Source organism: Georgenia satyanarayanai (assembly GCF_009193135.1).
In the GTDB taxonomy this organism is placed as follows: Bacteria; Actinomycetota; Actinomycetes; order Actinomycetales; family Actinomycetaceae; genus Oceanitalea; species Oceanitalea satyanarayanai.
Genome location: NZ_VUKC01000007.1, coordinates 39,242 through 56,981 on the forward strand (window position 1 = coordinate 39,242; position 17,740 = coordinate 56,981).

Here is a 17,740-nt window from a genome sequence, read left to right on the forward strand (position 1 = left end):
CCGATGGTGACCATCCAGCCCCAACGGTCCGAGAGGCGTGTTTATGCAGGTCAGCCCGGATTTTCCGGGGTCAGCCGACGATGTCCGTGACCACCCGAAAACGGCCGCTTTCGTTCCGCTTCAACGTGTGAATCGGAGCCTTCGCGCAGGGTTCCCAGCGCTGCCGAGCGCTCATTTTCGCAGGAAGGCCGCCGGCCGCAGCTCTCGTCGTGAGAGCTGCGGCCGGCGGCCTTCGTCATCGGTGGTGGTTCACCGCCGGGTCATCCGGCGTGCGTCCTTCGGCGTGTGGCGAGTGCGGCACCGCCCGCGAGGAGGAGCGCGACGGCGATGAGGCTCACCGCGATCCCTTCCGGACCTGTACTCGGCAGGCTGCCGCCGGGCGCGGTCGGCCCGCCCGTCGCCGGCCCTGCAGTCGGCTCACCCGTTGTCGGCTCCTCCGTGGGCTCCGCAGTTGTCGGCTCCTCGGTCGGGTTCTCGGTGGGCTCCTCGGTGGGCTGCTCGGTGGGCTCCTCCGTGGGGTTCTCGGTGGGCTCCTCGGTGGGCTCCTCCGTCGGCTCCTCGGTGGGCACCTCGACGACCGTCAGCGCCGGGGCGGTGTCCGGAGCGACGTGACCGTTCGCCACCTGCTCGAAGGCGTAGGCCATGCCCACCAGCTCCGCGTCGTCCCACGCGCGGCCCATCAGCTGCACACTGACCGGTGCACCGTTGACGTCCGTCCCGGCGGGCATGGCGACCGTCGGGACACCCGAGCCGCCCGACGGGGTGTCACGACGCCCGAAGCTGGAACGGTTCCCACCGCCGTCGTTGAGGCTGATCTCCGACAGCAGCGACGGGTAGACCACGGCGTCGACGCCGTGCTCGTCCATCCAGGCGGCGATGTTCTCCTTGTACTGGGCGCGGTAGTCACGCCAGGCGGCGACCTCGGCGTCCGACATCCGCTCCATGCCCTCGCAGTACTCGGGCGCGTACCGCGTGTACGGAAGCTTGTCCTGGGAGCACACGATCTCCGCGGGCGACGTCATCCCGAGCTCGGGGAACGACTCGATGTACCGGGCCCAGCCCTCCCAGTTGAGGTTCCAGGACCCGCGCTGCGGTGCGACCGGGCCGTCGGGCAGCTCGACGATCTCGGCTCCCGCCGTCTCGATGTGCTGCAGCGCGGCGACCGACGCGTCGATCGTCGTGGTCGTGCCGTACGGGTCCACCCACACGGAGGGCAGGATCCCGATGCGCTTGCCCTCCAGGGCGTCCTCGTCGAGGACGGTGCGCCAGTCCTCGGGGCGGTGAGCGTCGGCCTCGGCCGTCTCCGGGTTCAACGGGTCGGTTCCCGAGGTCACGTTGAGGATGTCCGCCAGGTCGGAGACCGAACGGGTCATGGCGCCGGCGTAGTCCTGGAGCCAGACGAGCGGCATGACGCCGCGGTCGGACTGCATGCCGTCCGTGCCGCGGAGCGTGACCAGGCTCGCTGCGGTGGCAGGGGCGTAGAGGGAGTCACCCGTCTGCGAGCCGAGGGCCGCTGCGGCCATGCTGGTCGCGGTGGCGACGGCCGAGCCTCCCGAGCTGGCGAGCGCGGACCGCGAGGGGTCGAACGCGTTCCACACGGTCCCGTAGCCGCTGTCGGAGTAGGAGCCGCTGGTCGCGTACTCCTCCATGGTGGCCTTGCCGATGATGACTGCCCCGGCCTCGCGCAGCCGCGCGACCTGGTAGGCGTCCTCGTCCGGTCGGAACCCGTCGAAGGTCAGGGACCCGTTCGTGGTCGGCATGTCCGCGGTGTGGTAGAGGTCCTTGACCGCGATCGGGATACCCAGCATCGCGCCGGTCTCACCGCCGGCCCGACGACGGTCGGCCTCCGCGGCCTGCTCCAGGGCGTCGCTCGCGACGGTGGTGTAGGCGTTGAACCCGAACTGACCCTCGTCGTAGGCGGCGATGCGGTCCAGGTAGGCCTGGGTGATCTCGACGGAGGAGGTGCGACCTGCCTCCAGGTCCGCCCGCATCTGCTCGATCGTCGTGTCGACCACGTCGTAGGACGAGGTGGTGACCGCTGCCGGTGCGGCGGGCGCCTGCGGCTGCTCGACCTTCGTGGCGTCGTCGCCGAGGCAGTGGCCGGGCTCGGCGCCGGCGGCCGCGGGCGTGAGGCCCTCGAAGTTCACGATGGAGCAGATCTGCGCGCGCGACAGGCCGTCGAGCTCCGGGTCGGCTGCCAGCTCCGCAGCCACGGCGCTCACGTCGTCGATCTCAGCGCCCAGGGTGTCGGCCGTCACGGGCTGCCCGACGACGACGAAGCGCAGCAGCGAGGCGGTCTCGCCCGGTGCGAGCGTGAGCGTGGTGACGTAGGCGGGGAAGTTGGCGGCGTGCCCCTCCGACCCCATCGGCTGGGTGAAGGTTTCGCGCAGCCAGTTGCCGGTGCGGTCGAACTCCCCGACGACGGTCGCGGTCGGACCGCCGGACGTGCGGTCCCCGTTGGTGCCGCTGGCGGACGCGGTCCACGAGTCCTCCGGCGTCACCTCCTCGTCACCGCTGGAGGTCGCGACGACGCGGCTCGCGTTGGTGCCTGTGGACCCGAAGCCGGTCTGCCCGCCGAACGCCGCCTCGACGGTCAGTGTCTGCCCAGTGGTGTTGGTGAAGGTGTCCAGCCAGCGACCGAAGGTGGAACCGGTCTCGACGTGGACCGCCCGTGAGACACGCACGCCACTCAGGTCGACCGACCGGGTCGTCTCGAACTGCCCCTCGCTGCGCTCGGTCAGACCGAACCCACGCAGCAGCTCGCCGTCGAAGCGGTGCTTCTCGGTCGCATCGACGCTCACCCGGATCCCGCCGTAGCCGTTGAGCATGGTCGAGTACGGCGCCTGCACGCCGGTGCCGCTCTGCGTGGCCCGGATGCTCCCGGTGTCGGCGGCAGGCGGTGCGGCGGTGTGGATGCCCCAGGCCGTGCCCTCGGCGTCGGTGACGTAGGTGAAGGCGCCCGCCGTGCTCGCCGGGACGATCAGGCCGGCCGCAACCAGCGGTGCAGCGGCGAGCGCGGTGAGTCGTGCTCTGGTTCTCATGGTGCTCCTCGGTCGACGTGAGCCGGGGCATGTCGACCGGCCGATCGGCACGGTTCCACGGTGCTGTTTCGACGGAGTTTCGGGCGGTGTCGTCGAGGTTTCATGCGCAGCGAGACGGCCCGATCCGTTTCCCGACGGGCCGGAGTCGCTGTCGCCGCGGGTGAGGCCGCCGACGACGGCACGGCGCCGGCCGCCCGACGTCCAGCGCACGGGCTCGTGCCTCGATGGCAAGATCGGCTGGTGACCGGAACCCTCGTGACCCACGGCCTGGCCGGCGGGTACGGCCATCGCACCCTCTTCGACTCCCTCGACCTCACCGTCGCCCCTGGTGACGTCCTCGGGGTGGTCGGTGCCAACGGCGCCGGGAAGTCCACGCTGCTCAAGCTGCTCGCCGGCCGGGACCAGCCGCAGGCGGGCACCGTCACGCTCTCGCCGCCGGACGCCTTCGTCGGCTGGCTGCCCCAGGAGCACGAGCGGGTGGCCGGTGAGACCGTGGCCGAGTACATCGCCCGGCGGACGGGGTGCGCCGAGGCGAGCCGGGACCTGGATGCCGCGGCGGCGGCACTCGGTGACCCGTCGCTCGCCGTCGGCGGGGTCGACCCCGCCGATGCCTACTCCGCGGCGCTGGACCGCTGGATGGCCAGCGGTGCCGCCGACCTCGACGAGCGCCTCCCGGTGGCGCTCGCCGAGCTGGGGCTGGACCTCGGCGGCGCGCGACCCGAGGACGCCCTGATGACCTCGCTGTCCGGAGGGCAGGTCGCACGTGTCGGGCTGGCGGCGCTGCTCCTGTCCCGGTTCGACATCGTGCTCCTGGACGAGCCGACGAACGACCTCGACCTCGACGGCCTCGAACGGCTCGAGGCCGTCGTCCACGGGCTGCGCGGCGGCGTGGTGGTCATCAGCCACGACCGCGAGTTCCTCGCGCGCTGCGTGACACGGGTGCTGGAGCTCGACCTGGCCCAGGGCACGAACCGGGTCTTCGGCGGCGGCTACGACGCGTACCTCGCGGAGCGGGAGACCGTCCGCCGTCACCAGCGGGAGAGGTACGACGAGTTCGCCGACAGGAAGGCCGACCTCGTCGCACGGGCCAGGACCCAGCGGGAGTGGTCGAGCCAGGGCGTGCGCAACGCGATGAGGAAGGCCCCGGACAACGACAAGATCAGGCGCAGGGCGTCGAGTGAGTCGAGCGAGAAGCAGGCGCAGAAGGTCCGGCAGATGGAGAGCCGCATCGCCCGGCTCGAGGAGGTCGAGGAGCCGCGCAAGGAGTGGCAGCTCCAGTTCACCATCGGTTCGGCGCCGCGCTCCGGGTCGGTGGTCTCGACGCTCAGCTCGGCGGTGTTCCGCCAAGGCTCCTTCACGCTCGGCCCGGTCTCGATCCAGGTGAACGCGGGGGAGCGGATCGGCATCACCGGACCGAACGGGGCCGGGAAGTCGACCCTGCTGCGCGCGCTGCTCGGCCGGCAGCTGCCCGACGAGGGAACGGCGAGCCTCGGAGCAGGCGTGCACGTCGGTGAGATCGACCAGGCGCGCGCCCAGCTGGCCGGGTCCGCGCTGCTCGTCGCAGCCTTCGAGGAGCGCGTCCCGGACCTGGCGTCCGGGGAGGTGCGGACGCTGCTGGCGAAGTTCGGGCTCAAGGCCGACCACGTCAACCGCCCGGTCGATGACCTGTCGGCGGGGGAGCGCACCCGTGCCGGGCTGGCGCTGCTGCAGGCGCGCGGCGTCAATCTCCTCGTGCTCGACGAGCCGACGAACCACCTCGACCTCCCCGCCATCGAGCAGCTCGAGCAGGCGCTCGAGTCCTACGACGGCACCCTGCTGCTGGTGACCCACGACCGGCGGATGCTCGCCACGGTGCGCACGGACCGCCGGTGGCACGTCGACGCCGGCCGGGTCACCGAGCTGTAGGGGCGACTGCCGCCGCGGTCCCGGCAACGCCCTTGTCCCCCGACCCGGCTCTCGCTAGCGTGCCGCGCATGGCCATCAGGCTCGACAACGTCGGCATCGCGGTGCGGGACCTCGACGCCGCGATCGCCTTCTTCACCGACCTCGGTCTCACCGTGCTCGGCCGCGACACGGTGAGTGGGGAGTGGACCGACACCGCCGTCGGGCTGGACGGCAACCACGCGAACATCGCGATGCTCCAGACGCCCGACGGCCAGGCGCGGCTCGAGCTCTTCGAGTACCTCCACCCCGAGCCGATCGAGACCGAGCCCACCCGGCCCAACGAGATCGGCATGCACCGGGTCGCCTTCGCGGTCGACGACCTCGACGCCGCCCTCGCCGTGGCGGCACGGCACGGCTGCCACCCGCTCCGGGGCGTGGCGACCTACGAGGACCTCTACCGGCTCACCTACGTCCGCGGCCCGAGCGGCATCATCGTCATGCTCGCCGAGGAGCTGACGCGCGGCTGACGGTCAGCGCTCGAGCTCGTCGTAATAGGCGCTCATGGCCGGGTAGTAGTCGTCCCAGTCGACGTCCGCGGCGTCCCCGCCCTCCAGCGTCCGCGCGAGCCGGTCGACGTAGTACTCCCACCCCGGCCCGACGCTGCCGAGCGGGTCGTCCCCGAGCGCCTGGGCGAACACGAGGGTCGTGACGTCACCGTCCTGGCTCAGCTCGAAGCGCAGGTGCCACACCCCGTCCCCCACGCTGGTGTCCGCGGCGAAGCGGTGGGGCGCGTGGCACTCGGTGATCGTCAGCTCCTCCGGCTCCACGTCCTCACCCTCGGCGGTCATGAAGAACGTGACCCTCCCGGTGGCAGGGTCCCCCTCCCACCGCCCGATCCACCGCTCGAGGCGGTCGGACTCCGTCATCGCCACCCACACGTCCTCGACGGGGGCGCGGAACTGACGCTCGATCTGTACCTCGCGCCCGTGGGCTCCGGCGCCGAGGCGTCCGCGCGGCTGTGGTGTCGTGGTCATGACGAGCTCCTCTGGGGTAGACGGTCGGAGACGGGCGGGCGAGACTCGCGCACCGTCCTGCGCACCTCGAGGTCGAGGGCCGCCAGCCGCCCCTCGGAGACCGGTGGCGCGACGGCCGGCCGGTCGCCCGTGTCGAGCCGGTCCAGCAGCTCCCGGACGGGGGAGAGCCCGGCCGGACGCAGCGTATAGATGCGATGCCGTCCGTGCTGGCGGACCTCCAGCAGGCCGGCCTGCCGGAGCACCTTGAGGTGCCGGCTGATCGCCGGGCGGGAGGCCGCCTCGGTCGCGGCCAGGTCGCCGGCCGAGAGCGCGCCGCCGGCCAGCCGGACGAGCAGGCGGCGTCGCGTCTCGTCGGCCAGCGCCTCGAACACGGTCACCGGCAAAGCGTAAAGCCACGGTTACACATCCGTCGAGAGACTGACGACGCGACGGTCGTGGAAGGAGCCGCCGGCGCGTCAGGCGGCGCGGACCGCGGCGGCGACGCCGGCCGGTGTGCCGTGCCACGGCGCCCCGTGGCCGGGCAGCACCCACGAGGCGGAGACGCTCGCGAGCCGGTCGAGGGACGCCAGTGCCTCCTCCGGTGCGTCCGTGAACGGCGCCGGCTGGGGCCCTTCGCGCCCGGTGAGGACGTGGCGGGTGGTGAGCGCGTCCCCGACGAAGACGGCGTCGACCGCCGGGACGTGGACGGCGATGCTCCCCGGCGAGTGGCCGGGCATCCCGACGACGACGGGGCGCCCCGGCAGGTCGAGCGCGTCCCCGTCCGCCACCTCGACGACCTCTCCCACGTGACGGGTGCGCACAGCCTTCTTCTTCAACCCGTAGGCGAGGAAGCCGAGCATCGGCCCGAGCCGGGCCGGCCCCATCGGCGTCCTCGGCTTCTCCCCGGTCCTCGCGCGGTGGGCGTCGGCGGCGTGGACGAAGACGGGCGCACCGGTCTCGGTGCGGAGGCGCTCGGCGAAGCCGATGTGGTCGCTGTCGCCGTGGGTGAGGACGAGCCCGCGGACGTCGGAGAGCGGCCGTCCGATCGCCTTGAGCTCGCGGAGCAGGTCGGTCCAGTGTCCGGGCAGGCCGGCGTCGACGAGCGTGATGCCCTCGGGCAGCTCGACGAGGTAGGAGGCGACGACGTCGTTGCCGAGGCGGTGGAGGTGCGGCGCGATCTTCATGGCGGTCCCTTCGGGCTAGGATGGCTACGGTAGTTAGCCATCATGGCTAACGTCAATAGCCAAGGAGTATTCCCATGCCCTCGCCCAACCGGACCACGAACGCCAAGGTCGTCACCGCCGCGCGGGAGATCCTTGAGAGCGCCGGGCCGGCGGGCCTCACGATGCAGGCGGTGGCCGCGCGCGTGGGGGTGAGGGCGCCCTCGCTCTACAAGCGGTTCCACGACCGCGACGCCCTCCTCACCGCCGTCGTCGCCGCCACGGTCGACGACCTGGGTACGCGGCTCGAGGAGGCGGCCCCCGACCTCCGCAGGCTCGCGACGACGTACCGGGCCTTCGCCCACGAGCAGCCCGAGGCGTTCCGCCTCGTCTTCACGCCGTACGCCGAGGAGGGGGCGCTGCGGCGCTCGTCCGCCCCGGTGCTCCGGGCCGCCGCCGACCTCGTGGGGGAGGAGGAGGCGCTCGCCGCCGCCCGCCTCTTCACCGCCTGGGCCACCGGCTTCCTCCAGATGGAGCTCGCCGGGGCCTTCCGCCTCGGCGGCAGCGTCGACGAGGCCTTCGACTACGGCCTCGAGCACCTGCGCGCCGGTCTCACGACCGCGCGCCCCTGAGCACCCCGGTCGGTCAGCGGCGGAAGCGGAACGGGATGGGGATGCCGCCGCAGCAGCACACCCCCTGCACCTGGGTGGCCGCGAGCATGCTCGCCGCCTGGTAGCAGGCGACGAAGCGGACGACGGCCGGCACCACGCTCCTCGCGACTCCCCGCTTCACGACGACGTCGCGCACCGCGGCGGAGCACGACTGACCGCCGTGGGCGACGAGGTGGGCGCAGGTCCACCCCTTCCGCGGGGACAGGCGCTGCTGGTAGAGCCGGATGAGGGCGTCGGTGGCGCGCGTGGCGGGTCCCATCGCGTCACGGTAGCCCCGGCGCCGCGCTGCGGCACGGCGAGCCCCCCGACCCACCCCGCCGGGGTCGGCGTCGCCGCCGCACAGCGCCGATACGCTGCCGGTCATGGAGCCGCCCCGAGTGCAGCGTCGCCCGGCGGACGGGAAGCAGGACGTCCGCCGGCTGTCGGCCGCGGGGCTGGCGGTGCGCGTCGCCGGGACGGTCGCCGCCCTGGGGGTGCTGGCCTACGGGCAGGTCGCCGACACCAACGACCTCTTCCCGCTCGGCACGCTCTCGCAGTTCGCGACACCGCGCGACCTCGACGGCACGGTCCGGTCGACGTACCTGCTCGCCGACACCGCGACGGAGCAGGGCCGGCGCATCCCGATGAACGACCGGACGATCGGTGTCGCCCGTGCCGAGGTCGAGGGGCAGCTGCAGCGGATCCTCGACAACCCCGGGCTCATGCAGTCCCTCGTCGACGGCTACGCCGCGCTCGGGCCCGGGCGGGAGCCGATCGAGACGCTCTACCTCATGCGCTCGATCCAGCAGCTGGAGGACGGCTACGTCGTCGGCGAGCCCGAGGAGGTCGAGCTGCTGCGCTGGGACTCGACCGCGGAGGAGGACTGACGTGCGCGCCGTCGTCGGCTGGCTGGCCCGGCCCGTGCCGCTCGCCAGGGTTGCCGCGTTCCGCGCGCTCGTCTACGCCTTCGTCATCTGGGACGTCCTGTTCAACTTCGACGACGTCATCCAGCACTCCTACGTCCCCGAGCTCTACCAGCCCACGCTGCTGGCGCGGCTCGTCCACCTGCCGCCGCTGAGCACGGCCGTCTCCTACGCGCTGCTCGCCGCCCTCGTGCTCTCCTGCGTGCTGGCGATCGCGGGCAGGGCGCAGCGGGTGGCGGGCTGGGGGGTGACCCTGACCTTCTGGGTGTGGGCGCTGAACTCGCAGGGCTTCTCCTACGTCCAGCACGACCACATGGCGCTCATGATCGCCACGCTCGTCCTCCCGACGGCGGGGGTCGCCCACTACCGCGACCACACCCTCTCGCAGGCCGCCGGCTGGGCGATGCGCACCGTCCAGATCGCCACGGTGCTCACCTACTTCGGCTCGGTCTTCGCCAAGTGGTCGCGCGCTGGGAGCCTGGTCACCTGGGCCAACGGGTCGGTGCTCACCTGGGCGATCGTCCGCCGCGGCTCCCACTTCGTCGAGTGGACGCTGGCCTACCCGATGCTGCTGCGCGCGGCCCAGTGGGGGTCCCTCGCCCTGGAGATCCTCTCGCCCCTGGTCCTCTTCCTGCGGGGGCGGTGGCTCTACCTCGCCATCGGCTGCTTCCTCGCCTTCCACCTCGCCACCTTCGTGGCGATGGGCATCCACTTCCTCCCCACGGTGGTGTGCTGGTTCGCCTTCCTCCCGCTGGAGAAGGTCACCGAGCGGGTCGCGGCGCGCCGCGAGCGACGCCGGCCGGTGGCGGCGTGACAACGCGACGGAGCGCCGGCCGAGCGACCCTGCCGGACTGAGTGTGGACTTTTCGACCTCAGAGGTCGAGAAGTCCACACCCAGGGGGACCAGGCACGCCGGCCGGAGTCCGGCTCACCGCGCCAGGTGCCGCCCGAGGAACTCGATCGCCGCCGGGTAGGCGTCCTGCCGGTTCTCGCGCTTCGCCAGGCCGTGCCCCTCGTCCGCGTACACCCGCAGCTCGCAGTCCACGCCGCGGCCGGCGAGGGCGTCGCGGATCTGCTCGGCCTCGCTCAGCGGCACACGGGGGTCGTTGGCGCCGTGGATGACGAACAGCGGCGCGACGATGTCGTCGAGGTAGGTGATCGGTGACGCCGCCTCGAGGAACTCGCGGTCCTCGGCGAGGCTGCCGTACTCGCGCTCCCGGTAGGCCACCCGGTAGGGGGAGGTGTTCTCGAGGAAGGTCACCAGCGAGCTCATCCCGACGATGTCGACCCCCGCCGCCCACCGCGCGGGCTGCATCGAGACGCCGGCCAGCACCATGTAGCCGCCGTACGAGCCGCCCCACAGGGCGCTGCGCGCCGGGTCCAGCCCCTGCGAGGGCAGCCACTCGTGGACGGCGGCGAGGTCGGCCACCGAGTCCAGACGCAGCCGGACGTCGTCGAGGGAGTACCAGCGCTTGCCGTACGTCGTCGAGCCGCGGACGTTCGGGACGAGCACGGTGAGCCCGGCCGAGCACAGCGCCTGGACCACCGGGCTGAAGCTCCGCATCGACGCGGCCTCCGGGCCACCGTGGACGAGCAGCACCGAGGCGCCGCCGAGCGTGCCGTCCTCACCGGTGGGGGAGTACTGGAACAGCGGCACCTCCTCGCCGTCGGGCGTCGGCACGCGGTGCACGGTGGGCGCGACCAGCCGCCCGCGCACCTCGCCGGGCACCGGGACCGCCGCGAGCGGCGTCGACGCGCCCGTCGCCACGTCGACGAGGTGGAGGCTCGACGGGTCCGTCGGCGTGGACAGCGTGACGACGAGCCGCTGCTCGTCCGCCGCCCACACGACGTCGGGCACCCCCTCCCCGGGCAGGTCGACGGCGCAGCGGAGGCCGCCGTCGCCGTCGTGCACGGCGAGGGCGACGGCGCCGTCACGCACGGTGCCGACGACCATCGCCCGCCCGCTCGGGGAGGCCCACAGGTGCAGGTCGTGGGCGTCGTCGGTCACGAGCCACGTCCACTCCCGCCCGTCGAGGGAGACCCGGGCCACGGCGGTGAACTCCCGCTCGTGGTTGGACTCGACGAGCAGCGCCTCGTCACCGGGCGTCCACGCCACCTGTGCGTGGCGGGCGTGCTCGTCGGGGTCGGTGACGGCTCCGTCACCGACGGCGCGCGGCCCGGAGACCCGCACGAGCGTCGAGGCGGGACGCAGGCTCAGCCCCGTCACGGCGACGGAGGTGTGGTCGTGGGAGACGGCGGCGGCCGTGACGTAGCCCCCGCCGTCGTGCACCACGTGCTCGGCCCCGGTGGTGAGGTCGCGGACGACGGCGTCCATGTCGACGCCGTTGCGGCGGTTGGTGTGGAAGACGAGCGAGTCCGCGGTGACGTCCTGGAGGACGTGCATGTAGCGGCGGTCGTGGACCAGCGGCGTGAGCCCGGCCGGCGTCACCGGCTCCGCGGGCGGGGAGGTGAGGTCGAGGAGCGAGAGCTGCATGAGCTCGTCACCGTCCGTGTCGTGCTGGACGACGACGGCGCGGCGGCCCGGCACGTAGCGGCCCGAGCAGCGGCTGGGCAGCGCGGTGAGCGGCGTGCGGCCCCCGTCCGGCGCGATCTCGACGAGCTGGACGGTGCCGAGCTCGTCGTGCCCCGCGAGGACGCGGCCGGCGTCGTCGACGTCGAAGGCCACCCACGTGCGCAGGTCGAGGAGGGAACGGACGACGGTCTCGGTCTGGCTGCTCACGACTTCGAACATATCCCCGGCTCACTAGGGTGTGCCGCATGAGCGAGGAGAGGCTGGGCCGGCTCCAGGTGGTGTGCGGGCCGATGTTCGCCGGGAAGTCCGAGGAGCTGCTGCGGCGGGTGCGCCGCGCCCAGCTCGCCGGCCTCACGGTCGAGATCGTCAACCACTCGTGGGACGAGCGGCACGGCGCCGGGCGGATCGCCTCGCACGCCGGGCTGAGCATCCCGTCCCGCGCGGCGACCGACGTGCGCTCGCTCGAGGCCCTCCTGGCCGGCCGCGCGCCGGACCTCCTCGCGATCGACGAGGCGCAGTTCTTCGGGGACGGCCTCGTCCCCGTGGTCGAGGCGCTCGTCCTGGCCGGGACCACCGTCGTCGTCGCCGGGCTGTGCGTCACCTTCGACGGGCGGCCCTTCGAGCCGCTGCCCTCCCTCATGGCGCTCGCCGACGACGTCACCAAGCTCACCGCCGTCTGCGCCGTGTGCGGACGCGACGCCCCCTTCCACGTCCGCACGGTCGCCGGTGACGTCGGCGACGCGCGCGTCCCGCGGACCGAGCACGTCGGCGGCACCGAGGCCTACGAGGCCCGGTGCCGGCTCCACCTGCGCTGAGCCGAGTGCCACCGCGTCGCGGGTCGTGGGAACCTGGGAGGACCGACTTCAGCTCCCGCGCCGGGTGATCCCCGAGGAGGCGTCATGACGACCGCGACCCCCACCGACGAGCGGCCGGCCACCCCGCCGGACGTGGCCGACCTTGTGGAGGACGCCGTCGCCCTCGCCGAGGCGTGGCTCGCCGCCACCGAGGAGGGGCAGACGCGCCGGGAGCGGGCCGCCTCCACCCAGCTCGCCGCCCTCGTCAGCGACCCGGAGGGCCTGGACCTCGCCGTCAGCTTCGTCGACCGCGTCGCGCGCCCGGAGGACGAGGAGGTCGCCGCCCGCGAGCTGTCCCGCATCTCCGCCGGCGCCGCCGGCTTCCTCGGCCCGGTCGACCGCACGCTCCTCGGGGCCGGGGCGCTCGCCGCCCCGCTCGCCCCCCGGCTCGTCGTCCCGCTCGCGCGCCGCCGGCTGCGCCAGCTCGTCGGGCACCTCGTCGTCGACGCCCACGACCCCGCGCTCGCCGAGCACCTCGCCCGGGCCCGCCGCGACGGCTTCCGCCTCAACATCAACCTCCTCGGCGAGGCCGTCCTCGGGGAGGACGAGGCCCGTGCCCGCACCGAGCGCACCCGCGCCCTCCTCGAGCGCGACGACGTCGACTACGTCTCGATCAAGGTCTCCTCCCTCGTCTCCCAGATCTCCACCTGGGACACCGCCGGCACCGTCGAGCGCGTCCTCGACCGGCTGCGCCCGCTGTACCGCACCGCCGCGGCCCGCAGCCCGCACGCCTTCGTCAACCTCGACATGGAGGAGTACCGCGACCTCGACCTCACGCTCGAGGTCTTCACCCGCCTGCTCGCCGAGCCGGAGTTCGCGGACCTCGAGGCCGGCATCGTCCTCCAGGCCTACCTCCCCGACTCCGTCGCCGCCCTCGAGCGGCTCATCACCTTCGCCCGGCGGCGCGCCGCCGCCGGGCACGCCGGGATCAAGGTGCGCCTCGTCAAGGGCGCCAACCTCTCGATGGAGCGCGTCGAGGCCGAGGTGCACGGCTGGGAGCAGGCGCCGTACGAGACCAAGGACGACGTCGACGCCAACTACCTGCGGCTCGTCGAGCGGTCGCTGCGCCCGGAGCTGGCCGGCGCGCTGCGCCTGGGCGTGGCCTCCCACAACCTCTACGACGTCGCCCTCGCCCACCTGCTCGCCGAGCGCCGCGGCGTCACCGCGATGCTCGACGTCGAGATGCTCCAGGGCATGGCCCCGGCGCAGGCGCGCGCGGTCAAGGAGGCCGTCGGCACCGTCCTGCTCTACACGCCCGTCGTCGCGCCCGAGGACTTCGACGTCGCCGTCTCCTACCTCGTGCGGCGCCTCGAGGAGAACGCCCAGCCGCAGAACTTCCTCCGCGCCCTCTTCGACGGCGACGACGGCGCGGGCGAGGCGTCCATGGCCGACCAGGAGGCACGCTTCCGGGCCTCCGTCGCGGCGATGGGCACCGTCGCCGCCGAGCGCCGGCGCACCGCCGACCGGCAGCCGGCGGGCCCGTCCTTCGACAACACGACCGACGCGGACCCGGCCCTGCCCGAGGTCCGCGCGTGGGCGAGGGAGCGGGTGCGGGCCCGGCCCGCGCCCCTCGCCTCCCCGGTCCTGCGCACGACGGCGGAGGTGGACGCCGTCGTCGCCCGCGGCCGGGCCGCCCACCCCGGCTGGTCCACGCGACCTGCCGCGGACCGGGCCGCGCTCCTGCGCCGCGCCGCCGACGAGCTCGAGGCGCGCCGCGGTGAGCTCGTCACGCTCATGGCGGCCGAGGGCGGCAAGACGATCGAGCAGGCCGACCCCGAGGTCTCCGAGGCCGTCGACTTCGCCCGCTACTACGCCGACCGGGCCCTCGAGCTCGAGCCCGGCGCCTCCCTCCACACCGACGGCGCCCGCTTCACCCCGCACGTCCTCACCCTCGTGACCCCGCCGTGGAACTTCCCGGTCGCGATCCCGATCGGCGGTGTCCTCGCCGCGCTCGCCGCCGGCAGCGCCGTCGTCATCAAGCCGGCCCCCGCCGTCCCCGGCTGCACCGAGACGGCCGTCGCCGCGCTCCACGCCGCCGGCGTGCCCGACGACGTCGTCCAGGTGGTCCGCGCCGCCGAGAACGAGGTGGGCCGGGCGCTCGTCGCCCACGACGGCGTCGACGCCGTCGTCCTCACCGGCGCCGCCGAGACCGCCGAGCTCTTCTGCTCGTGGCGCACCGGCCGGCCCGGGGGCCCGCGCGTGCTGGGGGAGACGTCGGGGAAGAACGCCCTCGTCATCACCCCCGCCGCGGACTACGACCTCGCCGTCGCCGACCTCGTCAAGAGCGCCTTCGGGCACTCCGGGCAGAAGTGCTCCGCGGCGTCGATCGCGATCCTCGTCGGCTCCGCGGGGCGCTCCGAGCGGCTGCTGCGCCAGCTCGTCGACGCCGTCCGATCCCTCCGGGTGGGCTGGCCCACGGGCCTGGCCGCGACGATGGGCCCGGTCATCGAGCCGCCCACCGGCAAGCTGCGCCGCGCCCTCACCACCCTCGAGCCGGGTGAGCGCTGGCTTGTGGAGCCCCGACAACTGGACGGCACCGGGCGGCTGTGGTCCCCGGGTCTCAAGGACGGCGTCGCGCCCGGCTCCTTCCTCCACCTCACCGAGTGCTTCGGGCCGGTGCTCGGCATCATGCGCGCCGAGACCCTCGACGAGGCGATCGAGCTGCAGAACGCCACTGCCTACGGGCTCACCGGTGGCCTGCACTCGCTGGACGAGGAGGAGATCGACCACTGGCTCGAGCACGTCGAGGTCGGCAACGCCTACGTCAACCGGCACATCACCGGCGCCATCGTCCAGCGGCAGTCCTTCGGCGGGTGGAAGTCCTCCGCCGTCGGCCCCGGTGCGAAGGCGGGCGGACCGAACTACGTCGCCCAGCTGGGGGAGTGGGCGATGGACGGGCTCCCGGCGCGGACCGCCGCGCCGTCCGCGGCGGTGCGGGCCGCGCTCGCCGACTACGCCGCCCTCGTCCCCGACGACGCGGAGCGGACCTGGCTCGAGAGCGCCGCCGGCTCCGACGCCGCCGCGTGGGACGCCGAGATCCGCGACGCGCAGGACCACACCGGACTGCGGGCGGAGTCCAACGCCTTCCGCTACCGGCCGGTGCCGCTCACGGTGCGCACGGTGCCGGGCGCGGCCCCGGTCGAGCTCCTGCGCGTCCTCCTCGCCGGGGAGGCGGTGGGGGCGGACGTGCGGGTGAGCCTGGACCCGGTGACGAGCGCGGCCCTCCGCGCGCTGCGGGGGCGCGAGACCCACGCCGGCCTGCGCCGTCTGGGCCGGCACGTCACCCGCGCCGAGACGGACGCGCAGCTCCTCGCGCGGGTGCACGAGGAGGGGATCGACCGGGTGCGCGTCGTCGGCCCGCAGGCCGGTGCGCTCCTCGACGCCCTGTGGTCACCGCAGGTCACCGTCCTGGCCGGCCCGGTCCTCGCCACCGGCCGCCGCGAGCTTCTCGCCGTCGTGCGGGAGCAGGCGGTGTCGCGCACGCGGCACCGCTTCGGCCACCTCCCCGCCCGCCACCTTCGCAATTGGTCGGCTGGCTGACGCTCCGTCCGCCGGAACCGTCGGTCAACTGACCAATTGGCGAGATGGAGGGGTGGGGCGACGCCCCGGTCCACATGGTGAGATCTGCCCCACAGGCTGTCTCAAGTCCATAACGAAACGGTTGCCGGATTGTTTCGTCCGTCGTATGGACCACTGACCCGTGTGTACCGTGACGGCACCTCGGCGTGCACTGCGGCACGGCCACCGGGTACCCCCGGCGCAGCCCGTGGTCACGTCCCAGCATCCAGGAGGAACATTGAAGATCAGGCGTACGGCCCAGGCGGCCGCCGTGCTGGTGGCAGGCTCGCTCGTCCTCGCGGCGTGCACCAGCCCCAGCGACGACGAGACCACGGGCGACGGCGGCGACAACGCCACCGAAGAGACCACCGACTCCGGCGAGGCCGGCTCCACGGCGAAGGAGGACCTCGGCGACATCCAGACCGTCGAGGGCGACATCTTCTACTCGACCGGCCAGGACGAGTTCACCGGGTACAACTCGCTGACCGCTGACACGTACAGCACGTACAACAGCGTCATCATGGACCGGATCCGCCCCGAGGGCTTCTTCTACTTCGGCACCGACGGCACGATCTACGAGAACGAGGTCTTCGGGACCGCGAACGTCACCTCGGGCCTCGAGGGCGACGACCCGCTCGTCATCGAGTACACCGTCGCCGACGACGCCGCGTGGTCCGACGGCAACGCGATCGACTTCGCGGACTTCCTCTTCGAGTGGGTCTCGCAGAACCCGGCATGGCTCTCCCCGGACCCGGCGAACCCGGTCTTCAACCACGTCTCGGGCACCGACTACACCCAGACGAACGTCCCCACCGGCCCGCAGGCCGACAGCTTCGACGCGAAGACCTTCACGGTCGAGTACCAGGAGAAGTACCCCGACTGGCGTCTGGTCACCGGTGCCTACCTGCTCCCGGCGCACGTCGTGGCGGAGCAGATCGGGATCACCGAGGAGGAGCTCGTCCAGGCGATCCTCGACGAGGACGTCGACACCCTCACGCAGGCCGCGGAGTTCTGGAACGAGGGCTGGCTCTCCAGCCCCGGCCAGGTCCCGGACCCGGCCATCGCGCCGTCCGGCAACGCCTACCAGTTCATGGAGGGCGGCTGGACCGCCGGTCAGTCCATCACGATCGAGGCGAACCCCAACTACTGGGGTCCGCCCGCGGCGACCGAGAACATCACCTTCCGCTTCCTCGACGCCTCGGGCCACAACCAGGCCCTGCAGAACGGTGACCTCAACGTCATCGAGCCGCAGGCCACGGTCGACACCCTGCCGCAGCTCGAGGGCCTCGGCGACGCCGTCGAGATCCAGACCGGTTCCACCCTCACGTGGGAGCACCTGGACTTCAACTTCAACAACGGCGTGTTCTCCGACGAGGAGGGCGGCCAGGCGCTGCGCGAGGCCTTCGCCTACTGCGTCCCGCGTCAGCAGATCGTCGACAACCTCATCAAGCCGATCGACCCCGAGGCCGTCGTCATGAACGCCCGCGAGGTCTTCCCGTTCCAGCCCGCGTACGACGAGGTCGTCGAGGCCGCCTACGACGGCCGCTACGACGAGGTGAACCTCGAGGAGGCCACCCGCCTCATCGAGGAGTCCGGCATCGAGACCCCGATCGACGTCCGCATCGGCTACTCGGCGCCCAACCCGCGCCGTACCTCCGAGATCGAGCTCATCAAGTCGAGCTGCGACCAGGCCGGCTTCAACGTGACCGACGTCGGCACGGCGGACTTCTTCGCGAACGCGCTGCCCGCCGGTGACTACGAGGTCGCGCTCTTCGCGTGGGCCGGCTCCGGCCAGATCGCCTCGGGCCAGAACATCTACTCGACCAACGCCCCGCAGAACTACGGCGGCTACTCGAACGAGACCGTCGACCAGGCGTGGACCACCCTCGCCGCGTCGCTCGACGAGAGCGTCCACCTCGAGCAGACGAAGATCATCGAGGAGGAGCTGTGGAACACGCTCTTCGGCATCCCGATCTTCGCCCACCCGGGTGTCGTCGCCTACACGGCCGGCATGGAGAACGTCCGTCAGACGTCCACCCAGAACCAGGTGGCCTGGAACGCTGAGCAGTGGCTCCTCGCGGAGTGACCGCACCTCAGCTGAGGTGATTGTCACCCCCAGCACCT

14 protein-coding genes are annotated in these 17,740 nt (G+C 72.9%); 8 read left to right on the forward strand and 6 right to left on the reverse strand.

The window, feature by feature from the left end; genetic code table 11:
• Window positions 1-260: 260 nt before the first annotated feature.
• Window positions 261-3,041: an amidase gene (locus GD632_RS09555; RefSeq protein ID WP_152191444.1), complete on the reverse strand. Its 2,781-nt coding sequence runs from the start codon at window positions 3,039-3,041 to the stop codon at window positions 261-263.
• A gap of 240 nt (window positions 3,042-3,281) precedes the next feature.
• On the opposite strand from GD632_RS09555, the gene GD632_RS09560 reads away from it, so the two are divergent.
• Window positions 3,282-4,946, forward strand: coding sequence for an ABC-F family ATP-binding cassette domain-containing protein (locus GD632_RS09560; protein ID WP_152191446.1), 1,665 nt, complete (start codon window positions 3,282-3,284; stop codon window positions 4,944-4,946).
• Between the two features lie 68 nt (window positions 4,947-5,014).
• A complete protein-coding gene (locus tag GD632_RS09565) occupies window positions 5,015-5,452 on the forward strand; it encodes a VOC family protein (protein WP_152191450.1) in 438 nt (145 codons plus the stop codon).
• 3 nt (window positions 5,453-5,455) lie between these two features.
• Here GD632_RS09565 and GD632_RS09570 read toward each other — a convergent pair whose 3' ends face one another.
• The 3 genes from GD632_RS09570 to GD632_RS09580 all read right to left on the reverse strand — a co-directional run bounded on the left by GD632_RS09570 (window position 5,456) and on the right by GD632_RS09580 (window position 7,122).
• Window positions 5,456-5,959, reverse strand: a complete 504-nt coding sequence (locus GD632_RS09570) for an SRPBCC family protein (protein WP_152191453.1) — start codon at window positions 5,957-5,959, stop codon at window positions 5,456-5,458.
• Complete coding sequence (locus GD632_RS09575; RefSeq protein WP_152191455.1) at window positions 5,956-6,336, reverse strand: ArsR/SmtB family transcription factor; 381 nt, start codon at window positions 6,334-6,336, stop codon at window positions 5,956-5,958. The genes GD632_RS09570 and GD632_RS09575 overlap by 4 nt, the downstream gene beginning before the upstream one ends.
• 78 nt (window positions 6,337-6,414) lie before the next feature.
• A complete protein-coding gene (locus GD632_RS09580; protein WP_152191458.1) occupies window positions 6,415-7,122 on the reverse strand; it encodes an MBL fold metallo-hydrolase in 708 nt (235 codons plus the stop codon).
• A gap of 74 nt (window positions 7,123-7,196) precedes the next feature.
• Between GD632_RS09580 and GD632_RS09585 the strand changes: the two genes are divergently transcribed.
• The gene (locus tag GD632_RS09585) at window positions 7,197-7,730 is read left to right on the forward strand and encodes a TetR/AcrR family transcriptional regulator (RefSeq protein WP_152191460.1); all 534 of its coding nucleotides are present in this window, start codon (window positions 7,197-7,199) and stop codon (window positions 7,728-7,730) included.
• Window positions 7,731-7,743: 13 nt separating this feature from the next.
• Here the strand turns inward: GD632_RS09585 and yidD are convergent, their stop codons facing one another.
• A complete protein-coding gene (yidD, locus tag GD632_RS09590; protein WP_152191462.1) occupies window positions 7,744-8,028 on the reverse strand; it encodes a membrane protein insertion efficiency factor YidD in 285 nt (94 codons plus the stop codon).
• 103 nt (window positions 8,029-8,131) lie between these two features.
• On the opposite strand from yidD, the gene GD632_RS09595 reads away from it, so the two are divergent.
• Both GD632_RS09595 and GD632_RS09600 read left to right on the forward strand, forming a co-directional pair.
• On the forward strand, window positions 8,132-8,635 hold the full coding sequence (locus GD632_RS09595) for a hypothetical protein (protein ID WP_152191465.1): 504 nt from the start codon (window positions 8,132-8,134) through the stop codon (window positions 8,633-8,635).
• Between the two features lies 1 nt (window position 8,636).
• On the forward strand, window positions 8,637-9,485 hold the full coding sequence (locus tag GD632_RS09600; RefSeq protein WP_152191467.1) for a hypothetical protein: 849 nt from the start codon (window positions 8,637-8,639) through the stop codon (window positions 9,483-9,485).
• A gap of 114 nt (window positions 9,486-9,599) precedes the next feature.
• Here the strand turns inward: GD632_RS09600 and GD632_RS09605 are convergent, their stop codons facing one another.
• Entirely contained in the window at window positions 9,600-11,411 is a 1,812-nt protein-coding gene (locus GD632_RS09605; protein ID WP_226924781.1) for a S9 family peptidase, read from the reverse strand.
• A gap of 38 nt (window positions 11,412-11,449) precedes the next feature.
• Between GD632_RS09605 and GD632_RS09610 the strand changes: the two genes are divergently transcribed.
• From GD632_RS09610 to GD632_RS09620, 3 genes are all read left to right on the forward strand, one after another.
• Window positions 11,450-12,019 (forward strand): thymidine kinase, encoded by a 570-nt coding sequence (locus GD632_RS09610; protein WP_152191472.1) that lies wholly within the window; start codon window positions 11,450-11,452, stop codon window positions 12,017-12,019.
• Window positions 12,020-12,103: 84 nt separating this feature from the next.
• Window positions 12,104-15,598, forward strand: coding sequence for a bifunctional proline dehydrogenase/L-glutamate gamma-semialdehyde dehydrogenase (locus GD632_RS09615; protein ID WP_152191474.1), 3,495 nt, complete (start codon window positions 12,104-12,106; stop codon window positions 15,596-15,598).
• 256 nt (window positions 15,599-15,854) lie between these two features.
• Window positions 15,855-17,702, forward strand: a complete 1,848-nt coding sequence (locus GD632_RS09620; RefSeq protein ID WP_152191476.1) for an ABC transporter substrate-binding protein — start codon at window positions 15,855-15,857, stop codon at window positions 17,700-17,702.
• The last annotated feature ends 38 nt before the right edge of the window (window positions 17,703-17,740 follow it).